The organism is Pseudomonas brassicae (assembly GCF_010671725.1).
GTDB lineage: Bacteria > Pseudomonadota > Gammaproteobacteria > Pseudomonadales > Pseudomonadaceae > Aquipseudomonas > Aquipseudomonas brassicae.
The window spans coordinates 1-1050 of sequence record NZ_JAAHBU010000615.1; the positions used below are offsets into that span (position 1 = coordinate 1).

Here is a 1050-nt window from a genome sequence, read left to right on the forward strand (position 1 = left end):
GGCCTGCTGCTGGCCGGCGGGCTGTGCAGCCTGCTGTTCGGCAGCGCAGTGACGCTGCACCTGATGGCACCATTGGCCGCCTCGGCAGTGCTGCTGTTCGGCGTACCGTCCGGCGCACTGTCGCAACCCTGGCCGCTGCTGGGCAGCTACGGCTGCGCGATGCTGGTCGGGCTCGGTCTGCACCATGGCGTGGGCGCAAGCCTCGCAGTGGTGTGCATGGCGCTGGTGCTGGTGATCCTGCTGATGTGCCTGCTGCGCTGTCTGCATCCACCCGGCGCGCCCTGGCCGTCAGCCTGGCGCTGGCCGACCCGTCACTGGCAAGCATGGGCGCCCAGGTCATCGAACCCGTACTGCTCAACGCGCTCAGCCTGCTGCTGGTGGCGGTGCTGTACAACCGTGTCACCGGCGTGCGCTACCCCAAGATCGTCACCGCCCGCAAAGACCTGCACCACACCCAGGACGCCCCGGCCAGTGAGCGGGTAGGCGTCAGCGCCGGCGATCTGGACCGCGCCCTGGACGACCTGGGCGAGTTCGTCGATGTGACCCGCGACGACTTGGAACGCATCATCCTGGCCACCGAACGGCACGCGCTGCAACGCAGCCTGGGCGGCATGACCGCCGCACGGGTGATGTCGCGCGACGTGCAAGCCGCCACACCGGCCACCACCCTGGAACAGGCCTGGTCGCTGCTGGCCAGCCATCGCCTCAAGGCACTGCCCGTGCTGGATCAGGCACAGCAACTGGTGGGCATCGTCAGCCTCAGCGACCTGATCGGGCCGGCCATGGCGGCACGCCGTTTCAGCTGGCGGGCGCTGTTCGGCAAAACGCGGCCGGTACGGCTTGAGCAGGTCATGACCCACCCGGTACGCAGTGTGGACAGCCACGAGCCGGCCGTGGCGCTGATCCCGCTGCTGTGCGACCAGGGCCTGCATTGCCTGCCGGTGCTGGAGGCGGGCGCGCTGGTCGGGGTGATCACCCAGACCGACCTGATCGCCGCGCTGCATCAGCAATTGCTGCAGCGTGAACAGGCCGGCCTAGATGAGCGGGTCC

General features: G+C 69.2%; 1 pseudogene. It reads left to right on the top strand.

Going from position 1 to position 1050, the window contains the following annotated elements:
- Nucleotides 1-1050 (top strand): annotated as a pseudogene (locus G3436_RS26640) (HPP family protein); the annotation flags it as partial.